At 30.6% G+C, this 25,262-nt stretch carries 27 protein-coding genes, 2 pseudogenes and 1 other annotated feature; of the genes and pseudogenes, 4 read left to right on the top strand and 25 right to left on the bottom strand.

Going from position 1 to position 25,262, the window contains the following annotated elements; genetic code table 11:
* Positions 1 to 257 precede the first annotated feature (257 nt).
* The 5 genes and pseudogenes from FGL08_RS08690 to FGL08_RS08710 all read right to left on the bottom strand — a co-directional run.
* Positions 258 to 1,223 (bottom strand): annotated as a pseudogene (locus tag FGL08_RS08690) (helix-turn-helix transcriptional regulator).
* 718 nt (positions 1,224 to 1,941) lie between these two features.
* Positions 1,942 to 2,475: a histidine phosphatase family protein gene (locus FGL08_RS08695; RefSeq protein ID WP_138210417.1), complete on the bottom strand. Its 534-nt coding sequence runs from the start codon at positions 2,473 to 2,475 to the stop codon at positions 1,942 to 1,944.
* A 140-nt stretch (positions 2,476 to 2,615) separates the two neighbouring features.
* Entirely contained in the window at positions 2,616 to 3,143 is a 528-nt protein-coding gene (locus FGL08_RS08700; RefSeq protein ID WP_138210418.1) for a putative immunity protein, read from the bottom strand.
* Between the two features lie 163 nt (positions 3,144 to 3,306).
* Entirely contained in the window at positions 3,307 to 5,292 is a 1,986-nt protein-coding gene (locus tag FGL08_RS08705; RefSeq protein ID WP_138210419.1) for a class I tRNA ligase family protein, read from the bottom strand.
* Between the two features lie 64 nt (positions 5,293 to 5,356).
* Positions 5,357 to 5,633: a binding site (T-box leader), on the bottom strand.
* Between the two features lie 105 nt (positions 5,634 to 5,738).
* Positions 5,739 to 6,248: pseudogene (locus FGL08_RS08710) on the bottom strand (cyclic nucleotide-binding domain-containing protein); the annotation flags it as partial.
* Positions 6,249 to 6,335: 87 nt separating this feature from the next.
* On the opposite strand from FGL08_RS08710, the gene FGL08_RS08715 reads away from it, so the two are divergent.
* Together FGL08_RS08715 and FGL08_RS08720 are read left to right on the top strand one after the other, a co-directional pair.
* Entirely contained in the window at positions 6,336 to 6,701 is a 366-nt protein-coding gene (locus FGL08_RS08715; protein ID WP_243117968.1) for a DMT family transporter, read from the top strand.
* A 30-nt stretch (positions 6,702 to 6,731) separates the two neighbouring features.
* Complete coding sequence (locus FGL08_RS08720; protein WP_138210420.1) at positions 6,732 to 7,424, top strand: YjjG family noncanonical pyrimidine nucleotidase; 693 nt, start codon at positions 6,732 to 6,734, stop codon at positions 7,422 to 7,424.
* Positions 7,425 to 7,647: 223 nt separating this feature from the next.
* Here the strand turns inward: FGL08_RS08720 and FGL08_RS08725 are convergent, their stop codons facing one another.
* The 3 genes from FGL08_RS08725 to FGL08_RS08730 all read right to left on the bottom strand — a co-directional run bounded on the left by FGL08_RS08725 (position 7,648) and on the right by FGL08_RS08730 (position 8,884).
* A complete protein-coding gene (locus FGL08_RS08725) occupies positions 7,648 to 8,214 on the bottom strand; it encodes an ATPase (RefSeq protein WP_138210421.1) in 567 nt (188 codons plus the stop codon).
* A gap of 1 nt (position 8,215) precedes the next feature.
* Positions 8,216 to 8,380, bottom strand: coding sequence for a hypothetical protein (locus FGL08_RS13415; protein WP_171012027.1), 165 nt, complete (start codon positions 8,378 to 8,380; stop codon positions 8,216 to 8,218).
* A 360-nt stretch (positions 8,381 to 8,740) separates the two neighbouring features.
* Positions 8,741 to 8,884 (bottom strand): hypothetical protein, encoded by a 144-nt coding sequence (locus tag FGL08_RS08730; protein ID WP_179951327.1) that lies wholly within the window; start codon positions 8,882 to 8,884, stop codon positions 8,741 to 8,743.
* Between the two features lie 640 nt (positions 8,885 to 9,524).
* On the opposite strand from FGL08_RS08730, the gene FGL08_RS08735 reads away from it, so the two are divergent.
* On the top strand, positions 9,525 to 10,070 hold the full coding sequence (locus FGL08_RS08735; RefSeq protein WP_243117969.1) for an HD domain-containing protein: 546 nt from the start codon (positions 9,525 to 9,527) through the stop codon (positions 10,068 to 10,070).
* Positions 10,071 to 10,574: 504 nt separating this feature from the next.
* Positions 10,575 to 11,807 carry a DUF6688 domain-containing protein gene (locus tag FGL08_RS08740; protein WP_138210422.1) on the top strand — a complete coding sequence of 411 codons (1,233 nt, stop codon included), beginning with the start codon at positions 10,575 to 10,577 and terminating at the stop codon, positions 11,805 to 11,807.
* Between the two features lie 169 nt (positions 11,808 to 11,976).
* On the opposite strand, the gene FGL08_RS08745 is transcribed toward FGL08_RS08740, so the two are convergent.
* The 17 genes from FGL08_RS08745 to cutC all read right to left on the bottom strand — a co-directional run bounded on the left by FGL08_RS08745 (position 11,977) and on the right by cutC (position 25,261).
* The gene (locus FGL08_RS08745) at positions 11,977 to 12,378 is read right to left on the bottom strand and encodes a GNAT family N-acetyltransferase (RefSeq protein WP_138210423.1); all 402 of its coding nucleotides are present in this window, start codon (positions 12,376 to 12,378) and stop codon (positions 11,977 to 11,979) included.
* Between the two features lie 94 nt (positions 12,379 to 12,472).
* Entirely contained in the window at positions 12,473 to 13,153 is a 681-nt protein-coding gene (locus tag FGL08_RS08750) for an SdpI family protein (protein ID WP_171012028.1), read from the bottom strand.
* On the bottom strand, positions 13,143 to 13,418 hold the full coding sequence (locus tag FGL08_RS08755; protein WP_138210425.1) for an autorepressor SdpR family transcription factor: 276 nt from the start codon (positions 13,416 to 13,418) through the stop codon (positions 13,143 to 13,145). Before FGL08_RS08755 ends, FGL08_RS08750 begins: the two co-directional genes overlap by 11 nt.
* A gap of 177 nt (positions 13,419 to 13,595) precedes the next feature.
* Positions 13,596 to 14,069 (bottom strand): IS200/IS605 family transposase, encoded by a 474-nt coding sequence (gene tnpA, locus FGL08_RS08760; protein WP_138209354.1) that lies wholly within the window; start codon positions 14,067 to 14,069, stop codon positions 13,596 to 13,598.
* A 364-nt stretch (positions 14,070 to 14,433) separates the two neighbouring features.
* A complete protein-coding gene (gene eutM, locus FGL08_RS08765) occupies positions 14,434 to 14,724 on the bottom strand; it encodes an ethanolamine utilization microcompartment protein EutM (RefSeq protein WP_138210426.1) in 291 nt (96 codons plus the stop codon).
* A 69-nt stretch (positions 14,725 to 14,793) separates the two neighbouring features.
* A complete protein-coding gene (locus FGL08_RS08770) occupies positions 14,794 to 15,444 on the bottom strand; it encodes a phosphate propanoyltransferase (RefSeq protein ID WP_138210427.1) in 651 nt (216 codons plus the stop codon).
* Positions 15,444 to 17,042 (bottom strand): acetaldehyde dehydrogenase (acetylating), encoded by a 1,599-nt coding sequence (locus FGL08_RS08775; protein ID WP_138210428.1) that lies wholly within the window; start codon positions 17,040 to 17,042, stop codon positions 15,444 to 15,446. Before FGL08_RS08775 ends, FGL08_RS08770 begins: the two co-directional genes overlap by 1 nt.
* A 33-nt stretch (positions 17,043 to 17,075) precedes the next feature.
* A complete protein-coding gene (locus FGL08_RS08780; protein WP_138210429.1) occupies positions 17,076 to 17,786 on the bottom strand; it encodes a BMC domain-containing protein in 711 nt (236 codons plus the stop codon).
* Between the two features lie 20 nt (positions 17,787 to 17,806).
* On the bottom strand, positions 17,807 to 18,469 hold the full coding sequence (locus tag FGL08_RS08785; RefSeq protein WP_138210430.1) for a EutQ-related cupin domain-containing protein: 663 nt from the start codon (positions 18,467 to 18,469) through the stop codon (positions 17,807 to 17,809).
* A gap of 192 nt (positions 18,470 to 18,661) precedes the next feature.
* The gene (locus FGL08_RS08790; protein WP_138210431.1) at positions 18,662 to 18,925 is read right to left on the bottom strand and encodes a EutN/CcmL family microcompartment protein; all 264 of its coding nucleotides are present in this window, start codon (positions 18,923 to 18,925) and stop codon (positions 18,662 to 18,664) included.
* Positions 18,922 to 19,224 carry a BMC domain-containing protein gene (locus FGL08_RS08795; RefSeq protein ID WP_138210432.1) on the bottom strand — a complete coding sequence of 101 codons (303 nt, stop codon included), beginning with the start codon at positions 19,222 to 19,224 and terminating at the stop codon, positions 18,922 to 18,924. Before FGL08_RS08795 ends, FGL08_RS08790 begins: the two co-directional genes overlap by 4 nt.
* An 18-nt stretch (positions 19,225 to 19,242) precedes the next feature.
* The gene (eutJ, locus tag FGL08_RS08800) at positions 19,243 to 20,088 is read right to left on the bottom strand and encodes an ethanolamine utilization protein EutJ (RefSeq protein ID WP_138210433.1); all 846 of its coding nucleotides are present in this window, start codon (positions 20,086 to 20,088) and stop codon (positions 19,243 to 19,245) included.
* Entirely contained in the window at positions 20,070 to 20,762 is a 693-nt protein-coding gene (locus FGL08_RS08805; protein ID WP_138210434.1) for a cobalamin adenosyltransferase, read from the bottom strand. The genes eutJ and FGL08_RS08805 overlap by 19 nt, the downstream gene beginning before the upstream one ends.
* A 6-nt stretch (positions 20,763 to 20,768) precedes the next feature.
* Positions 20,769 to 21,215, bottom strand: a complete 447-nt coding sequence (locus FGL08_RS08810; protein WP_138210435.1) for a EutP/PduV family microcompartment system protein — start codon at positions 21,213 to 21,215, stop codon at positions 20,769 to 20,771.
* Complete coding sequence (locus FGL08_RS08815; protein ID WP_138210436.1) at positions 21,212 to 21,565, bottom strand: BMC domain-containing protein; 354 nt, start codon at positions 21,563 to 21,565, stop codon at positions 21,212 to 21,214. The genes FGL08_RS08810 and FGL08_RS08815 overlap by 4 nt, the downstream gene beginning before the upstream one ends.
* A gap of 39 nt (positions 21,566 to 21,604) precedes the next feature.
* Positions 21,605 to 22,558, bottom strand: a complete 954-nt coding sequence (gene cutD, locus FGL08_RS08820) for a choline TMA-lyase-activating enzyme (RefSeq protein WP_138210437.1) — start codon at positions 22,556 to 22,558, stop codon at positions 21,605 to 21,607.
* Positions 22,559 to 22,705: 147 nt separating this feature from the next.
* Positions 22,706 to 25,261 carry a choline trimethylamine-lyase gene (gene cutC / locus FGL08_RS08825; RefSeq protein ID WP_138210438.1) on the bottom strand — a complete coding sequence of 852 codons (2,556 nt, stop codon included), beginning with the start codon at positions 25,259 to 25,261 and terminating at the stop codon, positions 22,706 to 22,708.
* Position 25,262 lies beyond the last annotated feature (1 nt).

Raw genomic sequence — 25,262 nt, forward strand, 5'->3', positions numbered from 1 at the left:
TGAATTTCTCAATATACAATATAATTAATTAAATTTCAATTTCAAGTTTTAATCATATTTTTCTCTAAAAAATAAGATAGGCTTTAAACCTATCCTTTAATTTGCATTTCTTAATTTCCTATACATATAATAAAATTTTATAATATCATTATTTCTATCCCCTCTCTTTTAATATATTAATCTGAACAAATTGGAACTTGTTATTTCCTGTTTGTTTTTCTCGTTAGAAACAATAGTGTCTAAGCAGTCCATTTTATTTACTTCATCACTGGTCTGATATACTTAAAAAAACGTTCCGGATTAAAATAAAAGTAAATTATTCTACTGGGGGAAGTATCAAAGCAGTAACCAGTGCCTGCAAAATCAAAAGTTACCATTGCCTTTTCAATCTTTTCCTCCACACTACGATTTTCCTGCTCATAATCGAATGGCCCATGTTCAAAAACAATATACTCAGCTTCAGGAACATCAATCATAAGCATTTGTGGTGGTACTTCGCCTTTATAATCAAAAGGAAGACGTACACCATAACACTCTGTACGTGGAATACCCCAATCGCAGAGTCTGCCGTCCGGGTCATTAATGTACGCCATAATCTGACCGCTGCCACTGTTAGATTAGCTCCCACCATCATCATCCAATTTGCCCTTGATACTATCGAGTAAGCCACAAATTGTTTCGCAGTCCTGTCCCGGAATAAGACTTTGCTTTTGCCAAAAATCCCAATATCCATTACTCTCATAGTTTTTAATGTGTAAAAACTTGTGTGCAGGAATGGTTACAAAATAAGTTTTAACATCATCTGTAGATTTCATCATACCAATCTCTCCCAATCCTAAAAAGTAGCGGTCGAAAGGGTTTATTTTTGTACGAAGAACGACAGGATTAGGCTTTTTTTGGTATTCACTTGGAGTTACACCATATGTTCCCTTGAAAGCTCTGGTAAAAGCTTCATGTGATGAAAAACCATAATCAAAAGCAATATTCAAAATACTTTTTTCACTATCCCGAACCTCTTTTAGTGCAAAGGCTAATTTTCTATGCCGCAGATAATCCCTAAATTGCATACCCGATATTTCTTTGAATTTTCTCGTTGTATAAAATTCCGAATAACCCAGCCTGCGAGAAAGAAAGCGTAGTGTCAAGGCTTCATCATTATAATTTTTAATACATTTGTCAATTTCATCAACGATTATTTGAATTTGCTTCTGCCACTGGTACATTCGTCTGTTCACCTCGTTTCAACCGTCCTGCATTTATTATAAGGAAATAGAGAGATTACTTCTTGATTTTACTTGCTGTTATTTCATTTTTCTCTTTTAAGTTATATATCTTTGCGTCTGGCCCACAATATGAGATTTTTAATACCCCTATCAAAGAAATTTTTCTCTGCACCGTTGCCATTCTCCATGCTATGATATGTAAGAGCCATTTTCCCATTAACAGGCAAAACAGTAATAATATTATGAGCATAAGAAATCGCAGGGGGAACAAAAATCATCTTTTCAATTTTACAGCCGCTATAAGTTGTTGGTAAGTCAAGTACAAGCTTACTGTCAACCTGTAAAAATGCCGCTATTATATAGCTGTTGACAGAAACATCAATCTGTTTTGCCTGAACTGTTGGGGCCGATCAGCCGCATGATAAACCCCTCCGTCAAACGAAGGGTGATATTTTCAAGCGTAAAATTCTAATTTATATTACTCAATCTCAAATTATTATTTATATACCTATTTTCCCAACACTTACATAGCAGTTATAACATAAGCCAATGATACTTATGGATATCACTGGCTTACTTTTAACCTTTAAGCATCTCTTTTACACTTCTTGGTATTCGCATAGAACTTAATGAAAAAGAAAAAAAGCACCCATCTTGAAAAGAATAGTGCTTTCAACCGTCAAATTTACACATTTTACTCTAAATTAACTTTCTAACATTATTTTTCAAGTATATATAAATATCCATTTTTCATTTCACTAGGTACACCACCATTAAAACCCAATAGTTTCAATTCATTAATTAATGTTATTAAGAAAAAGCCATGAGATACTATTAATATATTTTCATCGCTATTCAAATCAAGTTTACTTAGAAATTCCTTTGCCCTTTTTCTTGTATAAGTTATTGTTTCTAATTGTGAATGATGATTTAACTTCCATGCAATTCTTGAAGAAATGCTCCATAAAAAACTAGGTATCTTTAATTGTGATTTTTTAACTGGGTACATTTTTACTTCTCTTAATAAATCCGTTATTTCTAATTCTTTATCATAAATACTCTTTGCTGTTATTATAGCTCTTTTTAAATCACTACAATAACATTTACTCCATTGACTATGACCTAAATCAATTTTATTTTCTATAACTAACGCATTATCATAACTAGTAACATACTCTTCAAAATCACTAGAACTCATCATTCCATTAACCTTATAATCAACTTTGAAATGTCGTACTATCCCAATTCTCATTTTATCCCCCTTCACTTTATTAAAACACCACTAATGAAATCCTCCTATTCAATATAATACTATTTAAACTATAATAATGTAATACTACAATAAAAAATACGCAAATTCAATGTTGAGTATTCTTAGACAAATTTCTATATTTAACAATTCCAATTTATTTTTGCTGGATTAGGCTCATCTATTATAGCCACTTTGCGTAAAGCTTCCTCCATATTCTTGCACTCTCTTGCTGCAATCTCATCATAAACCTCACTCTTCTCATTAACACCAACAGATGAATATGCTATGGCTGCAGCACCGTAAAATGCAAGGCCTAAAGAACTTGTAATAGTATTAATAGTTGTAGTAGTTGCTCCAATTGCTCTAGCTGCAGCTTGTGCAGTTGGATTTCCTTCTACTTCTCTTGCAACTATTTGAGCTTCCTTAATAATTTTCTTTGCATCTGTTAATTTTTTTTTTCCTTCTAGCCATTCATTAGATGCATTTAGTGCATTTTTTAAACGGAAATCCTCAGGATAATTCTTTTCATAAATAGGTAGAATATGCTCACTTGCATATTCATTACACCATTTTACAATAGTACTTTTGCTTTGTGTTTCTATTAACCTCATAAGAGAAACGATATATGGTGAATCTGCTTTTCCAAGCATTTTGCGTAATTTAACCATAATAACTCCTTTTTCTTGAATATATTTTTGAAATTAATAATCTCATCATAAACAATTCTATATCTTAGATTATTATACCTTCAAAATGGCCCACTTCATGATGAATAATCTGTGCTGTGAATCCAATTAACCCAACCTTTCTAATTTCTTTGTATAAACAATCTTATTTATATGAGTTTCCATAATATTGATACTCCATTTTCTCAAAAAAATCAACTTTGGGTTCAAGGAACTTAAACTTATAATTCTCACCATCTTCAAAATAAGAATTAAGAGTGTCCAGTATTTTATCCCAATTCCATAATTCATCACCTATATTTAAGTAATCTTTAAACTTTTCACAGCCTCCTGGTGCTATTGGATGAACTAGTACTGCTATTACTTTGCAAGCATAGAAGCAATCAGCTATTACTTGTCTTTTTAGTTCTTCCTTTTTAATATTGTTAGACCAATACTTGTTTATTTCTCTTATATAAGCATCAAGAACATATGATATCCTATGAAAATCTTGATTATACATATGGGTTTCATATTCTAATACCGTTCTTTCTGTTGATTCTTTTATTTTTTCGCTTACTTCTTCCTTGGGAATACTTTCATTCATGCTTTGCAAGGTATAGAAACATGAACGAAGAAGCCTATTAAACACATTAGTTAGAAGATTCCCTTCCTTTAGCACTGGATCTACACCTACTTTTTCTTCTTCATTCATATAAACTTGCGGTTTGAATCCAACACTCTTTGAGGATAATCCTAAGCTCATAAAGTGCATGCGTAATTGGTCTTTTGAATAATGTTTTAATAATTCATCTGCCATTGGAGGCTTAACCTCTGAACTACTACTAGCTTTTTTATCCATAAATAAAACGTGTTTATTAGGAATAATATGCGGAAGCTTAACTTTAGAAACATCTACAGCTTCACCTTTAGCTATTTTTAGTCCAATAAACATTGCCATTGCAACAATTGAATAGAAATAAATATTATCTTCACCTATAAATTGATATACCATGGAATCTTCATCACACCACCAACTATGCCAGTTTTCAGAATTTTCCCCTATTGACTCTAGATATGCCTTGGTAAAAGATATTGGTGCCCATAATGATTCTGGCCACACCCAGAATGTTAAATCCTTTAATTCATCTCTATCTGGCACTTTTACTCCCCAAGAGATATTTCCTGATAATCTAAAAGGAACCAAGGTCTTACCACTTGTATAGTTAATACTCAAATTATCTAACATTTCTTTAGCTTTATCTCTATCTTCTAAGTTTTCAAAAATAAAAGTTACAAAAGATTTCTTTTCTTCATCTATTGTCTCATGCTTTGGAAATTTAGCTTCTAACTCACTAAGATCATCAATATATTTTCTTGGGACATATATTAATGGCTTCTTTAAAAATTCATCTATAACTTTAAGCTCATATTTTCTTCTGTTAGTGTTTTTCTTTAAAAACTCATTAAGCTCATTGATGATATCCATAGAATCATCTAATGTAAAATACCAGTTATCTGCACTCTTTAACTGTGGCCTTTTCCCTGATAATGCACTAATAGGATTGATTAATTCTGATGACATATATTGATGTCCTAATGAACATTCTTCTGCATATGCCTTGTCAGAATTACATCCAGCAATTGGGCACTTTCCAGTTACTTGTCTCCCATTAAGAAACATTTTTTTCTCTTCATCATAAAATTGTAGTGCCGACATCTTTTTTATATAGCCATTTTTTAATAAGGTATTAAATATTTCTTCTGAAGTTTTATTATGAATTTGCCCGGTTCTTCCAATAGCTGAAGCACCAAAAAGATTCAAACTAACATTGTAATCCTCTAAGGTTTTCTTTTGACTTAAATGATTAGCCTTAACATAGTCCTCTATAGTTTTTTCATAGCCATCTTCCTTAAGCTTTCTATAGCTTTCAAGAATAGGTGAGCCATAACAATCTGTACCTGATATAAAAATTACATTATCTTTCCCTATTCTATCTCTTAAAAATCTTGCAAATATATCTGCATGTATAAACATTCCGCCAACATGCCCAAAATGAAGGTTTTTGTTTCCATAAGGCATTCCAGCTGTTATTACAGCCCTCTTTGGAAATACTGGTCTTTCATTTCTTCCTAATCTTTTATTTATCATATTTATCACTCCTTGAAATTTCACTATAATTTTTTACGTCAAAAAGCCCCTGTAGAACTATAGCTACAGGGGCAAAAATTCTATTTTGCGGTACCACCCTTTATTCTCTAAAATGTCATCATTTTAGACTCCTCAAGTACACCATCTCCTAAAATTCCTAAGAAAAATCATACTCTAGTTCTGTAACGTGAACCGACGTCATAGTATCACTTATAATAAACTCTTATAAGATCCGTATGCAGCTCCAAGACTTGTTTCATTATAAATTCATAACTTCCTCTCACCAAATAGAAGCTCCCTGTATACTACTTTATAACTACTGCTCTTTTCATAGCTTTTATTTTCTATAATTATATACATTATAAGATTAAGTGTCAATTGTAATATTAACTCTGATTGCATAAATTGTATGTGACACAACTTTTAGGAAATACCATGTATTTTGAAATTATATAATCTTCGTCTGTAAGTTGTTCAACTAAATAACTAGCTAATCTATTACTAAGTGGATATACAAAATTATATGAGCTGTTATTAATAGTTCCATAGAGCTTCTCTCTCAAAGAATCTACTAAATGATGCAAAAGCTTTATATTATTAAAATTCTTTTCTCTAAGTATAGATGCAGGTATTGCTATCAAATAAGTATCTTCTACTGCATCAATATTGCAAAGTATAGGCATATCTTTTAAAAGTTCTACATCTCCTATAGTATTAAAATCTTTATAGAATTTTAAAAGCATTGATTTTCCATTTTCAAAAGGATAATAAATTTTAATTTTACCATCTACAAGTAAATAATAATATTCAAGATTTTCCCCTGATTCTAATATATACTCTTGTTTTTCATAGAAATGAAGTTGTGCATATTTTAATATTTCACAACCAAACTTCTGTTCTATATTATGTTTTTTGATATACTGCTTTATAAGTCTGGCATCTGAAATTCTTCTCATAAAACCTCCTAACATGACTAATGTCATGTTCTAATTTTTATAAATATATTATTTTATTTATAACGACTTGTAAAGGAGTGAATAAATTTGAATAAGTATAGAAATTTAGCTGCTACATTAGCTTCTATTATTTTTTGCTTTATTATGTTAAAATTCACATCAAATACTCCTACTATAGCTAATACTTCTTTAGCTCATTTTCTAGGTGGAGTTATAGGTGTTTTAACTACTTATATATTCAATGTAATAGTTCATAAAATACCAACAGTGTATACAATTATACTACGTTTTATAGATCAAATGCTTACAAGTGCAATTATAGATTATTTATACTTCAATATTTTTTCTATAGGAAAGGTAGTAGGATGCATACTATTTTTAATAGGTATTATACTTAATGCAAAATATGATGAAAACTATAAGCAAAAACAACTTAAATTACTTAGTAATTAAATTATTTATATAAATTTGGGAGGACATATTATGAAATATGAAGTTATATTATTTGATGCAGATGAAACATTATATGATTTTAAAAGATCTGAAAGAGAAGCATTTAAAAATACAATGCTTAAGTTTAACATAAACTATGATGAAAGTTATCATTTGAAAATTTATAAAGAAATAAATACAGCTCTATGGAAAGAGTTTGAACAAGGACTTATTACACAAGAAAATTTAAAAGTAGAAAGATTTAAAAGATTATCAGATAGACTAGAGGTAATTTTTGATGAAACTACCTTTGCAAAATTATATATGGAGTATTTAGCCGATGCATCATTTTTATATGATAATAGTATGGGGCTTATAGAAACTCTAAACAAGTCTTACAGACTTGCTATAGTAACTAATGGTCTTACCTTAGTTCAAGATAAAAGAATCAGAAAATCTACTATAGCAAAATTTTTTGAGACTATAGTAATATCTGAAGAAATATTAATATCAAAACCAAATCCTGAAATTTTTCAACATACTTTAAAAAATATAAATTTCTTTGATAAAAATAAAGTTTTAATAGTAGGGGATAGTTTAAGTTCTGATATACAAGGTGGGATAAACTTTGGTATAGACACCTGTTGGTATAACCCTAACAAAACTATAAATAAAACTTCAATAAAACCTACTTATGAGATTTCTAATTTTGACGAGCTTAAGTCTTTGCTACTTAATTCATAAAAATATTTATAAATAATAGTAAAAAGATATAGAATTAAATCTAATTCTATATCTTTTTAAATATTTGATAAACCGCACCCCTTTACTTGTGATACAGCTCACCTCACCCTAACTAAAAAAGTTCTACTTCCCCATATACAATATAATTAATAGTATTTCTAATTCAAGTTTCCATTATATTTTTATGTGAAAATAGCTAGTAAAACTTTTATAATTTTACTAGCTAACTTTGCAATATATCCTTTATCCAATTAGGTATCTTTTTGTCAACCCATATTATCTTACCTTTTTTTAAATACATAATTTCTCTTAATACTTCTGTATTATCATATATATTTACTTCATCACAGATTTCAATTACATCATTTAGATTTTTTAACGAATCATAATATCTTCTTTCTATATCTTTATCAGGTATTCCATGTCCACCTTTATTTACCCTAATTTTAACTCTTTCCTTAGCAAGTTCTGTATTTTCTAATCCTATATAATTCATAACAATATAAAAACCTTTTTCTTTTGCAAAGTTTATATTCTTTATTATACTTCTGCCAGATAATGTTGTTTCTTGATTAAAAGATATACCTTTTAAAATATAATGCTTTATTAACTTAACAGCTTCTCTAGCACATTTAATCTGAAGATTACTATCTTTCCAAGATCCAATTCTTGCAACCATTTCATCGGTATTTATTCTTTTCTCATCTTTATTTTCATGATAGTATATAGATTTATATATTAAAGTCTTTCCTGCACCATTAACACCAGCAAAAATTGTATATGTAGGCATACTATTCACCTATAACTTTCGCCTGTTCTTTTTGTAAGACTAAATTTGACAAAGTCATATAAAAGTCCTGCTCTTCTTTTGTTTTTGCATTTTTAAACAATTCCTTTAATTGACTATATGAATAATTTATAAAAATATCATATAAATTAATATCATTATTTTTCAATTAAATTACCTCCTTCAAAAATTATTTATACAAATATTATATACCAAATCCTCTAGTTTATAAACCTAACTTCTTTTAATTATGGTTCTCCACAGGTACGCTTCACCGCACCGTAAGGCAAACACTTCTCCTCTTACAATATAACCATTTTAATTTTCATTCAAATTTTGATTATGTTTTTCTAAAAAAATAAGATAGGCTTTTAAACTTATCCAGTTGTTTGCATTTCTTAATTCCCTATACATATAATACTTTTCTATATAATCATCACTTCTATTTTACCACTTTTAATATATTCATCTAAACAAATTGGAATTTGTATTACCCAACATTAAATTGAAATTTATCATATACAATAACTTAATTTCTACTTCCAAAATATGGTGCTGCAATGCCTCTTCCACTACCAAAATCCAATAATTTTTTATCCTGTATAAAATTTAACTGATTCCATGTTATTTGCTTTTGCAGTAATTCCCATACTGAAATATCACTACTATACATTTGTTCCTTTCTCTACAAATTTATTAATTTAACCCATGAAAAGTAGAACTCTTAATAGTATATTCTAATTACATTCTCATATTTTCTCAATACTTTTTTCATGGCTCTTAATACCTCCCCATTTTACCTTTAAACGTAGTAATTTAATTCTTCGCATTGAAACTTATTAGCTAACAAATAAATTACTATTTGCTTAAAGATTATATGAATAATCTTTACTTCGCAGTTAATTACTATTATGAATTAATTTCAATATATTACCAGTGTATGTAATACTTGACTCCTAACGTAAATAATGAAATAATGGTATAAGGAAAATTCAAGATGTAATTTATGAAACTTAAACATCCAAACCTATTTGTAATGATTCCGCGTTCAGCACGAGATAAAGTCTCCGATTACTTTGATCTTGACATTGTCGGAGAATGGGAATTAACAAAAACCCATTACTTAAAATGACCTTCTTTCATAGATATTTGTTTTTGTTATTCAATTATACACGAAAATAGGAGAGCATTGTTTTTTGTTTTGAAAATGATGTAACCATTGAAAATATAAGATTTTAAAGAAGAAATATGGATGTCATACTTCACACCATCTTGAATTTATAGGAGGAATGAATATGTAAGCAAGAAAATTATTGGATGCATTATTGGTCACCGAAAAGCTGAAAGATACAACTCGCCATTGCTATACTTCCAAAGGCAGACACGAGAGTGTTGCAGAACATAGTTGGATGATGGCCTTGATGGCTTTCTTTATGAGGGATGAGTTCCCCCAAGCTGATATGGATAAGGTTATAAGAATGTGCATTATTCACGACCTGGGAGAATGTTTTACTGGAGATATTCCTACTTTTGAAAAGAACCTAGACCACGAGCTGATTGAAGAAAATCTGCTGTATAGCTGGGTTCATTCCTTACCAGAGGACTATGCAGTAGAAATGCGAGAACTTTATGAGGAAATGGAAGAGCGTAAAACAGTTGAAGCTCAGATTTATAAAGCCATTGATGGCCTTGAAGCATTGATTCAGCACAATATGTCTGACTTGTCTACTTGGATTCCGAAAGAATTTGAACTCAATTTAACCTACGCAGATGATAAAGTTGCGTTCTCCTATTATTTGAAATCTTTAAGACAAGCTATTCGTGAAGATACCATCAAAAAGATTGATGAAGCAAAGTAAAACTCTATGGTAAAATATCAATTTTCTATTTCTTTGTAAATTCCTATTTATCTTTCTACATTTTCCAAAAATTCAATAAAATAATTATAACACAAACCAATACTATTCTTTATATCAATGGCTTGATTTTAATATTTTATAACTTTGTAATAATTTTGGTTCTCCACAGATAGGTTTCTCCTTATCATAAGTAAAAAATTTTAGACTTTCCTATATACAATATAATTAATAATATTTGAATTTCAATTATTAATTTCACAGCTTTTCTGGCACATTTTATTTGAATGTTATTATCTTGCCAAGAACCAATGCTATCTATATTATTCAACTCAGCAATAAACTATTTTAGAAGTTAAAAAATCAAAATTAAATAGAATTTTATTTATATTAATGTACTGCTAAAACTTTTAAGTAATAATTCATTAACCACATTAGAATGTTAATAATTTGCAATTTAAAAAGTATAGTTTATAATAAATATATAACCAAAAAGGAGAGTTATCTATGATAAAAATAGTAAAAAAACTCGTAGACAATTTTTATAAAATACCTATTTTATTTACCTTTGGAATAAGTTTTTGTATATCCCTATTATGTTACACTATTTTAACCATTATAGGACAAACTTCAATATCTGGCTTAATTAAATCTAGCCTATTAGGTACCCTTTTTGCATTACCTATAACATTAACTCTTGAAAATCTGATATTCTTTATACTTAATCCTAAACATGATAATAATAGTTCTGCACAGAAAAAAATAGAAGTTTTTGGATTATGTCTTGGAATACTTTATTCTACTTTTTTATTTAACTTTTTAGAAGTTAAATTTGCAGATTGGAATATTCAGTTAAGTAATCAGCAAATTCATTCACCAATATTTCTGAAAACAATGCCAACTATAATAACAATGTTACTAATTTCTTCTATTGGATATATTTATTGTAGATTCATAGATTTAAAAAATCAACCTCCTTTAGCTACAGTTCTTGGAATTGCCGCTATGTATCTTGGTATAATTCTATCCACAACTTGGTGTATTCAAATATGGAGTCATTCGATTCTATTAATTCTCTTACCTGTTAACTATATAATTATCATTTTAAAAACAGTACGATGTTTAATTTATCAAAAATCTAAAATTATAGAGAATGAAATGAAGTTTGACTGTAATGGTGAATTTTCTAAGCTTGATAAAATAATAAGCAACTCCTCTAATTGGCCATGGCTAGGTGTTGTTGTAATGTTACCTTTATTAGGCGTAATTATAATTATTTTAATTCTTTTTGGTCAAAAACCAGACAGTATTATAAAAGCTTGGACAGAAACAGCTGATTGGACCTTTTCTCAAAAAATAGCTCCACAAAATATATATTATGATCAACATTATTTATGTACAGTTGCAGCTGGTGGACATAAAGAAGTTGTAAAGCCAATAAGAGAGGGAAAACGTCATGGACATAAGGTATTGGTAAATCGTCAATTATGTATTGCAAATGCCTTTGAACAAATTCTTGAGGAAAGGGCACCTAAGCTTCATGCATTTATAAGAGGTATATATGATAAATATGGATACCCTATTGCAACTAAAATAAAATCACCTTATATAGCAGATATGATTTATTTTTTAATGAAACCATTAGAATGGATATTTTTAATTGTTCTCTATTTAGTGGATACAAAACCAGAAAATCGAATTGCAATACAATATCCACATACTGATATTCCTAAATTTTAAACATTTTTACACCATTTTCTATATAAATTACCTCCTAAAAGAAAGTTATTTATATAATGTTATCTCATGTTTCTATAATTATTTTTCTAACAATATATTAATTAATGTTATTCATCATAATCTCTTAAATAAATTAGAAATTTGATGGTTTCCATAATCTCAATTTAATTTACAGGTTTTTAATGAAATATGATTGGCTGAATTTTTCGAAGCAAGGTTCAATTTTAAAAAGCTCAGAATAACCAAGCTTTTTATAAAATTCAGGAGCCTGAAAACTATATGTGTTTAACAGGATTCTTTTTAATCCGTTTATTCGGGCAGCATTTTCAGCATATTGCAGCAGTTCAGTACCAAGATTTTTTCCACGGTGATTTTCATCTACAAAAAGGAACTCCACCTCTAATGTATCAAAAGTACTGACAGCAACAATTCCTGCAATTATTTTACCATCTTTTTTAATATGAAAATTATAATCATCAAAGCCTCTCATATATTTTTTGTTGTATTCACGAAGTCTTGAATGAATATACTCATTATCTTCTTCAGAACTATAAACAATTTTGTTTATCATTACACTTATTCTCCTTTTTGAAATATAAATAATATGAAATTAAAGCTCGGCCCTAAATTACAGTTTGTTCTTCTCATTATTACGCTCATAATCTTCAGTGTTTTTTATAAATAGTATAAGAATATATAGATGAAATAATCCCATCTATTATTATTACTCCAAGCATTACAATTGTTGATGCTATTCCTCCAATAAAAACTGATTCAATAATAATTATCAATCCGGATACCATAAAAAAAATTCCACCAAATCTGTTGCTTTTCGCCCAAGTTATATCGTTTTTCATACTCCACTTTGTTCGAACTCCTACAACTGAATTTAATTTGCTTTTGGGTATGACATTACCAATTATAATTAAAAAAATACCTATGACAACATTTGTGATTACATTTATATCTATTGCCATTGTTTGCATATTATTTTTAACTTCAACCATAGAAGAATACATAGAGCTACAATTCATTATTCCAAATAAAACAGCCATACCAATAGCTACATAATAAATTACTTTTTCATTTTGCTGAGCTTCTTTAATTGACTTTTCATCGGATGTCATCACCTGTCTTTTTCTGAAATATCTTAAAAATAAAGACCAAAATAATGTCACTATAATTATAATTATTGGAAATATAAGCTTCTCATACTTAGAACCCCATCTATCAATATTCCCCATGAAGTCATAGTGTACAGGAATTTTATCTTCCATAAACTGTATAGCTACAAGAATCATACAAATTGGTAATAAAGTCACTGCCCATAAAATCTTATTTTTCATATTCATTCCCCCCAAATTGTTTTATCCAAATTATCAATTCATTAAAAACAGTAGTGTTAAGTTCATAATATATAAAGTTTTTATGCTTGTATTCCATTACTAAATCAGCATTTTTTAATAATTTTAAATGATATGATAAAGCTGCTGGTTTAATATTGAATTTTTCTGATATTTCTCCTGCTGTTAATCTACCACTTTTTAGAGAAACCATAATATTTCGTCGTAAAGGGTCTGACAACACTTTGAAGGTCTCTGCTATTCCCATTCAATCACCTATTTCAAATTTTATTTAAATAGATTATATAGAATACCATGAGTCAGGACCACCCGTAAAACGGGTGGCTTGCTTTAGCCCTATAAGGGCATATTACTGGCTGTGCTACTCGCACATTGAACGGCTTGCCAACCGCAAAATTTTTACAGGCTACCCCTAAAAGGGGTATTATTTTTTGCCTTGTTTTACTGGCTTACCCGTAAACGGGTCTATATATTCTTTTAAACTCATCTGTTCATATGCTATATCTTCTTGTATCTGATTCTTTATATATTCCTCTATAACTTTTTTATTTCTACCAACTGTATCAACATAATAACCCTTACACCAAAATTGTCTATTTCCATATTTATATTTTAAATTTGCATGTCTATCAAATATCATCAACGAACTTTTTCCTTTTAGATATCCCATAAATTGAGATACACTTAGTTTTGGTGGTATACTTACAAGCATATGTATGTGATCTTTGCACGCATTTGCTTCAATTATTTCTACTCCTTTATGTTCACATAGCTTTCTTAATATTTGTCCTATATCTGCTTTTATCTTCCCATATATTACTTGTCTCCTATACTTAGGTGCGAAAACTATATGATATTTACAATTCCACTTGCTATGTGCTAAACTACTATTATCCATATTGGATATACCTCCTTTGTTTAATGATTGTGGTCGGCAAACCTACTTTCATTTTACATTGGAGGTTTTATTTTTTCTACTCATAGCTAAAAGCTTTTTAGAACCACAGGTATAACCTGTGGTATTCATAATACAAAAAAATCAACATCTATTTAAAATATTTTTTAAATAGATGTTGATTAAAGATAACATAAATAACTATATTCCAATTCCTATAAGTTAGTTTTATCACCAATCAGCTTATGTTTATTTAAATTTTTTTATTATTAACTTCATATATCATTTTCATTTTCTAATAACAAAATAAAAGTGTCGCTAAATTAAATTTAGCGACACTTTCATATATTACACTTTAATTAAAATCTTATTTTTCAGTTTCTTTAGCTGCTGGAAGAATTACTTCAACCTCAGAGTGTGGACGTGGTATAACGTGAACTGATATTAATTCTCCAACACGTTGTGCAGCTGCAGCACCAGCATCTGTAGCAGCTTTAACAGCTCCAACATCTCCTCTAACCATAACAGTTACAAGACCGCCTCCAACTTGCTCTTTACCTATTAAATATACATTTGCTGCCTTAACCATAGCATCTGATGCCTCTATTGCTGCTACTAATCCTTTAGTTTCTATCATTCCTAATGCATCATATTTCATTTTAAAATCCTCCTAAGTATATTTTTATTTATTTTAATTTTAATTGTAAACATTGATTTTTATAATTTTTTATTTTACTATTGTTATTTTTGATTTTGGGTTAATACCCATAGCATTAGCTTCTTCAATATCAAGATGGCATTCAAGTTTTGAAGCGTCATTAGCTCTAATAGCTACATTATTGTATATTCCGCCTCTTAAATCCTCAAATTTTATTGATACTATTTCCCCATTGTGCACTCCTAAACTTTTAGCATCTACAGGTGTCATGTGAATATGTCTTTGTGCAACTATTAGTCCTTCTTCAATTTGTACAGATCCTTTTGGTCCAACTATTGTAACACCAGATGTTCTGCTTAAATCTCCAGACAATTTTACATGTGGCACTGTTCCAAGCTTAATACAATCTCCAACTAATACCTCCACCTGAGTTTTACTTCTTGTAGGTCCTAAAACCCTAACTTTTTCAATTGCACCTTTAGGTCCACAAATTGTTAAAGTTTCATTACAAGCATATTGTCCTGGTTGAGATAAATCTTTAATTTTTGTAAGCTCATAACCCTTACCAAATAAAATTTCTAAATGCTCTTGTGAAAGATGTATATGTCTATTAGAAATTCCTACTGGAATCTCATTTGTATTTTTCTTACATGCGTCAATTAACTCTTTATCTTTAACAGCTTCTACTAGAAGTTTTAATAACTCTTCGTAATTCTCCATTAGTTAGCTCCCTTCATAGAGGCAACTATTTGGTTAACTAGGTTTAAAAGTTCTTCATTATTTATACCTTCAGTACTACATCCAGTACAAGTATTATCCTTTTCTGTAGAATTCTTAGATTTATTTAAAACATCTGCAGCTGCAGCAATTTGAGCTGGACTCATATTCATAAATTGATTTTGAACTGCATGGCAATTTTCAGCAGTTTTTATGCGGTTAAAAGTTGGATCATTAGATGCTAATGCTGCACAATCTTTTATACCATAAGCAACTCTTTTAATGTTTATAAGGTGCTTAGGAGTAACATTTTCAGATACTGAACTTCCGCCCCATGTACCACAACCTAAAGTAAATGAAGGGTTAAGACCTGTGCTTGCACCTGTTCCACCTTGTGCTCCCCCAGTATTAACAAGAATACGAGAAGCTGGCTTTCTAGCAAACTTCATAACCATATCATGATCTTCAGTATGTATGCTCATTGTGTGGCCAATTCCATTTTGAAGTAATTCAATACTTAATTCACATGCTTCATGACAATCTTTTACTGTATAGAATCCAAGAACTGTTGTAAGTTTTTCGAAAGATAGTGGATTGCCTTCTCCTACTCCATTTTGCTTTCCTATAAGAACTTTAACATCTGATGGAACTGTAAACCCTGCGGCATGTGCAATAACTTGAGGACTTCTTCCAACAAATTTAGCATTCATAGCATGTCCATTTTTAAATAACAGCTTACAAACTTTATCAGTTTCTTCTTCTGTCATGAAATATCCACCTTGCTTTTTGAATTCCTCTACAACTATATCGTAATTGCATTCTTCACAGATTATTGATTGTTCTGATGCGCAAATTGTACCGTAATCAAAAGTTTTACTTGCAATAATATTTCTAACAGCTTGCTCTACATTAGCAGTTCTTTCAATATATGCTGGTGAGTTTCCTGCACCAACACCAAGAGCTGGTTTTCCTGAGCTGTAAGCTGCTTTAACCATTCCTGGACCACCTGTAGCTATTATTATAGAAACTTCTTTGCTTTTCATTAACTCATTTGTAGCTGCAATTGTTGGCATAGTTATAGTGCTTATGATATTCTCTGGTGCACCAGCCTCAATAGCTGCATCCCTCATTAATTCAACTGCTTTAATTGTACATTTTGCAGCAGATGGATGTGGTGAGAAAACTATAGCATTACGAGATTTAATTGATATCATAGCTTTAAAAATTGCAGTAGATGTTGGATTTGTTGAAGGTACTATACCCATAACTAAACCAACTGGTTCAGCAAGTTCTATAAGTTTATTTTCCTTATCTTCATTAATTACCCCTATAGTTTTCATGTCCTTAACTGAATTATATAATATAGTAGATGCTAAATGATTTTTGTAAGTTTTATCTTCAACCTTACCAAATCCTGTTTCTTCAACTGCCATTTGTGCTAAACAAACAGCATTCTCTTCTGCAACCTTAACCATATTACGTAAAATTTTGTCAATTTGTTCTTCAGTGTAGTCAGCGATTTTATCGGCAGCTACTTTTCCAAGTCTAGCAAGATCTCTTGCTTGTTGTATTGAACATAAATCCTTATCAAAGTTTTCCATTATCCTTACTTCCTTTCACAAGCCTTAAAATAGCTAATTTTTATCGTAATATAATTTAAATTTTGTAATTAATAAATTTTTATCTGCCTTTGAAATTGTTCTACCTTTAATTACAAAATCTTCATACTCACGAGCTAAATTTCTAAGCTTAGCAACCTTTAACTCAGATAATACTAAAATGGTTTTTTCTATACCATTTTTGCTTACTAAATTATCTACATCTTCTTTGTGCAAGTTTTCTAAATCTAACTTATCTAATTTATCTAAGTCTTCATCTATTGAATCTTGATTTTCTTCAATCTTATTCTTAACTTCTTCTACAGTTTCAGCCTTTTGTATATCTCTTAGGTTTTCTTCAGTCTCTATATCTTCTGTATTTTCTATAGTTTCTACAGCTTCTAGACTCCCTATATTTTCTACATTATCTTCACACACTGCATTTTTATTAGATGATGAACCTTCTGGCGGATTTTTAGGTCCTATTATTCCTTTAAGCTCATCATGAGGACGCGGAATTATATGTTCTGAAACTAAAAATTCATCATCTAGCATTTTAACTGCTGCTACTCCAGCTTCTATAGAGGCTTTTACTGCACCTACATCACCTGTAACTAAAATTGTAACAAGGCCGCCTCCTACATAAGTTTTTTCAATAATACTTACATCTGCAGATTTTACCATAGCATCAGCTGCCTCAATAGATGCAAGTAATCCTTTTGTTTCTATTAAACCAAGCGCTTGCATAGCTTAATCCTCCTAATATTCTATAAAAGATCCGCCCAGTTTGCTGGATATGTTGTATAAAATACCCTTGCTTTGTCTGGTGAACCCCAAACCACTTTAGATCCTGATGGTACAAATAATACATCTCCAGCATGAGCTGTATATGTCTTTCCATTGATTTCTATTGTTAAAATTCCTTCTATAACGTAATCTATCTCTTCGTAAGTTAACTCCCAATCAAATTTTGATTTTTCTATAATTAAAAAACCAGCACTCATCTTTGATTCTTTTTTACTTACCAGTTCTTGAAATTGAACTTTTGCATTTGGATTACCAGTATCAAATACATCCATCTTTACTGTATTTCCTCTGACAACTTTAAGTCCACTAGCATCACATTCAGCTTCAAAGGGAAGGTTATTTGGCTTTAAACATTCAATCATTTCTTGTAGAATACCCTTGTCCATTATTGCTCTAATGAAATTAAGCATCATTTCACTATCGATACCGTCTATGTTTGGAACTTTTTTATCTATTAAATGATCTACTTCCTGTGTAGTAGCTTCTGTCGTAAACACTATTCCATTATTTATTGCAAGATCCTTCGCTGATGGTGTAATTATTTCACTACCATCTATATAAAGTACTTTTTGTTCATTTAATATTAATGCCTCTATGTCTTTTGCACAAATTAACTTTTTCACCTTTTCACATCCTTTCAAATAATATTAAAATCCATATATGAAACTCATTCTCCAATTTCCCAATGAATAAGTAGCATATCAAAATTAACACTCTATTTAAGTTATTATCTCAAAGTTATAGATTTTAGATGCCTATTTAAAATTTTGTATGTTTGCTTAAAACATTCTAATTATTTTAAGAAGTATTATATTCTAAGCAAAATTACAATCATCATCAATTATTCCAACTACAACTGCGTCTACAGGAATATCCGTACTTCCTAACATCCTACGAGCAGATGATCCAGTACTAACAATAACCCTATCACCAATACCTGCACCGATAATGTCAACAACAACAAATTTACGGCCTACATATTCTTGACCAATTTCCTCAGCAAGCATAAATTTAAGTCCATTAAGGGATTCTACCTTTTTAGTTGCCCATATATTATCAACAAGTTTTGCAGCTATCATATTGCTTTTACCTCTTTCATTTTTAGTTTAATCTCATCTAATGCTGATTCAACTGATGATGTGTCACCAAAAATCCCAAGCAAAACCATATGCTGAGGACATGTTCCTCTAATATCTTCAACGGTAACTCCAAATGCTTTTTCAGCAATATCTGCAGCATAAATCATATCTATAAGTTTACCTTGAACAAGCCCTATTGCATCTACATTTTCTAAATCGCATTTGCAATTTCCACCCATTCGTCTTTTAAGAATATCCTTAGTACTATCAGAAGGTGACTTTATAATTCTAAAATCCAATTCTAACCATTCCCCTTATTATTCTATAATATCTTGTGTACAACTTAATGCTATTCCAAGCGGAGTAACAAACATAGGATTTTTAGGTTTATGAGTATATATCCCTGTCTGCTTTTCAATAATTTTTTCAATTCCCTTTAAACAACAGGTACCACCTACTAAAGAAATTTCCTTAACATCGTAACCTTTGATATGATTATTAATAATTGATGAAACTTTTTCAACTACTGGCTTTAATACTGGTAATATTTCTTTATGGTTTTTATTATCTCTTTTAAATTTATCTGCTTCTTTAAAAGGCATTTTGTATGCACCTGAAATAACTAGAGAAAAGTGAGTACCACCTGTAGGTTCATCAATAACAGAAACAACTTTTCCATCCTTTAAAACTGATATTCCAGTTGTTCCGCCACCAATATCCACAACTGCTCCATTTTCAATTTTAAGTAAAGCATTTGCAGCTGTAGGTTCATCTAAAAGGCATGTAAGTTCAAATCCTGCTGACTGAATCACATTTTTAATTGCTCCAGAATCTAAAGAATCTGTTCCAGGTGGAATTGCAGCAGCGGCATAAATAAGCTCCGTATTTAATTTTTTCTCGATTTCCTCTTTAAGTTCTCTAACAATATTTACTGCTCCGATATAATCAACAACCATACCGTCACGAACTACATCGGCATACCTATATGCACCTGCAACTGGCTTGTAATTTTCATCTAAAACAGCTAATACTACGCAGGCAGTACCTAAATCCACACCTGTATAATAAACAGAAGATTTCTTAAGAATTGGTTTTTTTATAACTTCTTCAAACTTTTGAACCATCTTATCACAATATTCAAAAGTTACACTTTTCTTTGACATTCTTTCCCTCCTACTGCTAAACAAATTAATTGGGATAGTGAATTGATTATTGAATTAACATTCCTCTCAATTCTATTTTTTAAACTCTCATCATCACTTTTATATGTATCAATTATCTCAAATTGTAATTCTCTTAATTCACAACGAAGTGCGTGCATCTTTAAAATCGACTTACTTTTTTCTAGTTGCATATGAAATTCTGTTATTTCAAAACAATCATCAAGCTCGGTTGTAAAGTTTGATGAATTCATTCCTGTGCAATCTTTACAACAAATAGATTCTAAACTAGCTTTCCCACTTATAACATTTCTAATGTTATATATTTTTCTATTTAAACTTATAATATTTTGTGCTAAAATGATGTCTTCTTTTAATATTTCACTACTAGTAACAAGAAATGCTGCCTCTATAGATTTTAACTTTAAGCAAAGCCTCTTATTCAAATTTAAATCATTGTTTCTCATTTCTTCTATTTCTTCTAACTGCTTTTTTTCAGAAGCCTTCTTATTCGTTTTTAAAGTATCACTGATATCACTATTAATTTTTATTTTTTTATCAGATAAATACTGAGCTGCTCCAGGGGTAAGGCGCTGTTCTTGCTCTAATTTATAGGTATCAAAAGGTTTTTTTCTATATAAATCCCTCAAATACGATTCCGTAATAAATTTTCTCATTGACCTTTACTCCTCACCTTTTTCAAGTAAATACTTTTTTAAAGCATCAATTCCTGTTCCCATTTCAAGACTAATATGAAAATATGGCTCTGGTACCCCTATGTTCCTTAACTGCCTTAAACATTTCTCTTCATTTTCAGGCATTAAGTCACATTTTGTTATAACCCCAAATACTGGGCATTTAAAAGACTTTGCAAATCCATGGGAGTATACTTCAGTACAATTAGACTGGTCAACCACTATAAGTACATGAGATGCATTCTGAGCTGTAGCAATTATATGACTATACATCCATGCATTTTCTATATAAGCACCTGGAACATCAATGGTATTTTTACCATACCTTAAATCTGGTGTTGGTCTTACTGGACCATCATAATCATTCAATGCATTAACTATTGTAGTTTTACCTGACTTTGAAGGACCAATTACCATTATGCGCTTTTTTCTCATGTTCTTGTAATGGGAGCTGGAGTAAATCCAAGCATATTTTGTAGAGTATCATTTACTGCATTAAGTGCTGTTTCAACACTTTGAACATCACCGCTTATTAAAACAGAGCCTGTAAAACGATCAAGAAATCCAACTCTAACATCAGAAGCCTTAGTTGCAATATCTGCTGCAATAATAGCAGTTTCAAAAGGTGACAGAGTTAAAATACCAATTGCCCCTGTCTCATCAATTCCAAGACGGTCATATATATCATTCATTGGTGATGCAATAACATGAGCTAAAGTAACTTGCTTCCCTGGCACTGTCTCTTGTATAACACGCTGTATACCTCTATCAGAAAAATCTCCCATAAACCTTACCTTCCATCTTATAATCTATTTAAAATTTATTTAATGACGGATTACTTTTACAGGTAAATCATATTTTTTAATCCATCCTTCTATTCTATCTAAATCTTCATTTTTCAAACTTGGATCACCTTGGATAGGATACTCCATTCCTAATTGATTATACTTATTTACCCCCATCTTATGATATGGAAGTAAGTCAATACCCTTAAAGTTTTTATAATCTTTGTATGGCAATAAAAACTCCATAGTTGCATCTATTTCTTCTTTTGAATCATTTATATCTTTAAGTAAAGGCATACGAATCTTTACATTATATTTGTTTTTAAGTAATTCCTGAAGATTTTCTAAAATCTGTTCATTTCTTACTCCTGTTAATTCATAATGTTTTTCAGAATTAATATTTTTAATATCAAATAAGAATAAATCTACAAACTCTGCAACCTTAAGTATTGTTTCCATCTTTGTATAACCACAAGTTTCAATTGCAGTGTTTATACCTTCTTGCTTACATGCCATTAATAAACTTCTAGCAGCTTCAGGTTGCATTAAAACTTCTCCACCACCTAATGTAACTCCACCACCGGACATTTCATAAAAAGTCCTATCTTCTTCTACAATTTCCAAAAGTTCAGAGATAGTTTTTGTTTCTCCAACTATTGATATAGCAGATTTAAGACAAGCTTTCTCACACTTACCACATCCAATACAATCAATATCACGGTTAACTTCATGCTTTAAAGTTTCATTAGATATAGTATGTATTCCTACAGGACAAGCAGAAACACAAGCACCACAATTAACACACATATTACTTTTAAACATAACTCTATGCTTCTTAATTAACCCTTCTGGATTTGCACACCATTTACAACGAAGTGGACAACCTTGGAAAAACACTATAGTTCTTACTCCATCTCCATCATACATATTATATTTTTGTATATTAAAAATCGTCGCTTTTCGTTCGATTATACCTAAATTTCCATTACTCATATTCTTCATTCTCCCGTTTAATTTACTTTGATTTTTAATATATATCTTAATTGTAATCCGCAATCTACAGATAATACTGTAGATTGCAGACCTTATAAAAATTTATTGTAAAAAGTTTAAGTTATATATTTCTTTAAATTTTTATAATTAAAAATGGTTAAGCATAGTTCTACTAATAATTTCATCTTGAACGTCTTTACATAATTCAACGAAGAATGCACTGTATCCAGCAACACGAACGATTAAGTCACGATATTGCTCTGGATGTTTCTGTGCTTCTATTAAGGTATTGTTATCTAAGTAGTTAAACTGTACTTCTCCAAGTTGAAGGGCACATGCACTACGTAATAATGTAATGATTCCTTGTTCACCTTCTGGTGTATCAAGAAGACCAGATATTAACTTAAAGTTATGAACCATACCAATATTCATATCTTCACAAGACATTTTAGAAACAGATTTTATTATAGCAGTAGGTCCCTTGTAGTCAGATCCTTGTGATGGACTTATACCATCTGATAAAGGTAACCATGCTTTACGTCCATTTGCTGTAGCTCCAGTTAGCTGTCCAAATGGAGTGTTATTTGAAATTGATAAAGTACCATGGCTAAGTACTGAATATAATGTCTTATACTTACGGTGTTCTTGTTCAGTAAAGTTAATTAAATCAGCAGCAATGTAATCTGCATAATCATCATCGTTACCATACTTAGGTGCTTCTAAGCAATCTTTTCTTAATTTTTCATATCCAACGAAGTCCGCTTTTAAAGCTTCGTTCATTTCTTGTAGTGTATATTTCTTCTCTTCAAATACTAATTTCTTTATAGCTGCCATAGAATCTGTATAAGTTGCAAGACCACTCCATACTACTCCAGGTCCGAAGTTATACATAGCTCCGCCTGCCTCTACTCCTCTACCATTTTCCATACAGCCTTCATACATCATAGACATAAGTGGCTTTGGTGCAAGATCTCTATGAACACGTTGAGAAATTACTGTAGCAACACTTGTCCATTTAGTAATGAATTTAATTTGCTCTTTAACAGCCGCTTCAAATTGTTCATAAGTTTTAAATTGATTTAAGTCTCCCATATCTGGGCATACTTGCTTACCATACCATAATGGCACACCATGATTTAAAACAAGTTCTATACATATAGGCCATTGAGTGTATCCTGTAGAAGTCCATTGATATAATCTTCCTGATTTTTGAGGCTCAACGCATCCCATTAGGCAGTAATCTCTTGCATCTTCTATAGAAACACCTTTAGCTAACATCATTTTTATATGAACATCATCAAAGTGACATGCTGGGAATCCCATACCTGCACGAATAACGTCAACTATCTTCTTAAGATATTTCTGTGGTGATGCTTTGTGTATACGACAAGCTAAAGATGGTTGGTATATCTTAACATGACGAACTGCATCCATTAATAGGTATGTTAATTCGTTTGTAGCATCACGTCCCTCTCTAGTAACACCACCTAAACACATGTTAACGAATGGTTGGTAACCTGCGAAGAATTTAGAACCACCTTCACTTGTTATCCACATCATTTCAGACATTTTTATAAGCATACAACCTGCTAATTCAAATGCTTCAAAATCAGTCATACGTCCTGATTCAATATCAGCTTTATAGAATGGGTACATATATTGGTCAACACGTCCTATAGACATACCTGTTTGATTTTCTTCAACTACAAGTAATGATTCTATAGTCCAAACTGCTTGAATTGCTTCCCAGAAATTACTTGGTTTATGTGCTGGAACTCTAGCATTTACTTCAGAAATCTTTAATAATTCAGCTTTACGCTTAGGGTTAGTTTCTTTTGCAGCAAGTTCTGCAGCATAGTCTGACATACGCTTAGCATATATCATAACTCCTTCAGCAGTATCAATTAATGATTTATAGAAGTAGATTTTATCTATATCTTCTGGTTTTTCATAGCTAAGATTTGCTAATTTTTCTTCTGATTCTCTCTTTATGTCAAGCATACCTTTTTTCATTAAGATAACGTCATATCCTGGGTTAGAGTCTCCTCCACCATTTACTGCGTGGTATGAACAATCAGAAACAAAAGATTCTCCTGAAAGTTCCCATACTCCTGCTTCACGATACTGATCTTCGCAGTATTCATCAACTGATTTACCTTGCCAATATGGGAATAACTCCTCACGCATAATTTTCTTATCTTCTTCTGAAATATAGAATGGGTCTTGTGGACGAGTTCCTATTGTATCAATTTCATCAACCATCCATCTCCAAGCTATATCAGGAGAAAATGCTCCAGCACGAGGCTGTCCGTTTGGCGCTCCAACTATAAGCTCATTGTCTTGAATTACTAATGGTGCAGTTTCACAGCAATGCTTAAAGCATTTTCCACGTAAAACTGATTTAGGAATACCAGGGTTTTCTTTAGCTATTTTAGTAATTGCTCTTGCTCTATGAGTTGTTATTGTTGGAACGTGTTTCATATAATTTTCTTTTAACTTAATTAGACGTTCTGTTATTCCATCGGGAATTTCACCATTATTGTCACCACATACAACATTGCAAGTAGCTGGTTCTTCATTTACTATATCTTTAGAAACACTAGCAAACATCTTCATTAAACTAGCACGTTCTTCACTAGACATATTCTTAGTAGCTTCCATAAACTTAGCTGAAAATTTATTTGAAAATTCATTAATATCCAAA

It is taken from the genome of Hathewaya histolytica (genome assembly GCF_901482605.1).
In the GTDB taxonomy this organism is placed as follows: domain Bacteria; phylum Bacillota; class Clostridia; order Clostridiales; family Clostridiaceae; genus Hathewaya; species Hathewaya histolytica.

What these genes read in the sequence shown, in the direction of transcription:
- FGL08_RS08695 (WP_138210417.1), bottom strand. Translation starts at nt 2,475, where the DNA reads ATGAGAATTGGGATAGTACGACATTTCAAAGTTGATTATAAGGTTAAT.
- FGL08_RS08700 (WP_138210418.1), bottom strand. Translation starts at nt 3,143, where the DNA reads ATGGTTAAATTACGCAAAATGCTTGGAAAAGCAGATTCACCATATATC.
- FGL08_RS08705 (WP_138210419.1), bottom strand. Translation starts at nt 5,292, where the DNA reads ATGATAAATAAAAGATTAGGAAGAAATGAAAGACCAGTATTTCCAAAG.
- FGL08_RS08720 (WP_138210420.1), top strand. Translation starts at nt 6,732, where the DNA reads ATGAAATATGAAGTTATATTATTTGATGCAGATGAAACATTATATGAT.
- FGL08_RS08725 (WP_138210421.1), bottom strand. Translation starts at nt 8,214, where the DNA reads ATGCCTACATATACAATTTTTGCTGGTGTTAATGGTGCAGGAAAGACT.
- FGL08_RS08730 (WP_179951327.1), bottom strand. Translation starts at nt 8,884, where the DNA reads ATGTATAGTAGTGATATTTCAGTATGGGAATTACTGCAAAAGCAAATA.
- FGL08_RS08740 (WP_138210422.1), top strand. Translation starts at nt 10,575, where the DNA reads ATGATAAAAATAGTAAAAAAACTCGTAGACAATTTTTATAAAATACCT.
- FGL08_RS08745 (WP_138210423.1), bottom strand. Translation starts at nt 12,378, where the DNA reads ATGATAAACAAAATTGTTTATAGTTCTGAAGAAGATAATGAGTATATT.
- FGL08_RS08750 (WP_171012028.1), bottom strand. Translation starts at nt 13,153, where the DNA reads ATGAAAAATAAGATTTTATGGGCAGTGACTTTATTACCAATTTGTATG.
- FGL08_RS08755 (WP_138210425.1), bottom strand. Translation starts at nt 13,418, where the DNA reads ATGGGAATAGCAGAGACCTTCAAAGTGTTGTCAGACCCTTTACGACGA.
- tnpA (WP_138209354.1), bottom strand. Translation starts at nt 14,069, where the DNA reads ATGGATAATAGTAGTTTAGCACATAGCAAGTGGAATTGTAAATATCAT.
- eutM (WP_138210426.1), bottom strand. Translation starts at nt 14,724, where the DNA reads ATGAAATATGATGCATTAGGAATGATAGAAACTAAAGGATTAGTAGCA.
- FGL08_RS08770 (WP_138210427.1), bottom strand. Translation starts at nt 15,444, where the DNA reads ATGGAGAATTACGAAGAGTTATTAAAACTTCTAGTAGAAGCTGTTAAA.
- FGL08_RS08775 (WP_138210428.1), bottom strand. Translation starts at nt 17,042, where the DNA reads ATGGAAAACTTTGATAAGGATTTATGTTCAATACAACAAGCAAGAGAT.
- FGL08_RS08780 (WP_138210429.1), bottom strand. Translation starts at nt 17,786, where the DNA reads ATGCAAGCGCTTGGTTTAATAGAAACAAAAGGATTACTTGCATCTATT.
- FGL08_RS08790 (WP_138210431.1), bottom strand. Translation starts at nt 18,925, where the DNA reads ATGATAGCTGCAAAACTTGTTGATAATATATGGGCAACTAAAAAGGTA.
- eutJ (WP_138210433.1), bottom strand. Translation starts at nt 20,088, where the DNA reads ATGTCAAAGAAAAGTGTAACTTTTGAATATTGTGATAAGATGGTTCAA.
- FGL08_RS08805 (WP_138210434.1), bottom strand. Translation starts at nt 20,762, where the DNA reads ATGAGAAAATTTATTACGGAATCGTATTTGAGGGATTTATATAGAAAA.
- FGL08_RS08810 (WP_138210435.1), bottom strand. Translation starts at nt 21,215, where the DNA reads ATGAGAAAAAAGCGCATAATGGTAATTGGTCCTTCAAAGTCAGGTAAA.
- FGL08_RS08815 (WP_138210436.1), bottom strand. Translation starts at nt 21,565, where the DNA reads ATGGGAGATTTTTCTGATAGAGGTATACAGCGTGTTATACAAGAGACA.
- cutD (WP_138210437.1), bottom strand. Translation starts at nt 22,558, where the DNA reads ATGAGTAATGGAAATTTAGGTATAATCGAACGAAAAGCGACGATTTTT.